Annotated in this window: 1 protein-coding gene; it reads left to right on the top strand. The window is 61.9% G+C overall.

What is annotated here, in order from left to right; genetic code table 11:
• Window positions 1-215, top strand: a 215-nt coding sequence (locus ACK4SV_RS15955; RefSeq protein ID WP_409918834.1) for an AbgT family transporter, incomplete at both ends; no start/stop codon positions are given.

Raw genomic sequence — 215 nt, 5'->3', positions numbered from 1 at the left:
ACGGCGACGGCATCCGCCGCATCTTCACGAACCTGGTCACCAATTTCACCAGTTTTGCGCCCTTGGGCGTCGTCCTCGTGGCGATGATCGGCGTTGGTGTTGCCGAGAAATCAGGACTGCTCTCAGCGGCGGTGCGCTCCATGGTGCTGTCGGCGCCGCGCCATATGGTGACGGTCGCGATCGTATTTGCGGGGATCGTTTCCAACACAGCCTCG

It is taken from the genome of Hyphomonas sp. (genome assembly GCF_046313735.1).
Lineage (GTDB): Bacteria > Pseudomonadota > Alphaproteobacteria > Caulobacterales > Hyphomonadaceae > Hyphomonas.
Note: the sequence above shows the minus strand (reverse complement) of the source record. Positions and strands in the feature narration are given on the sequence as shown.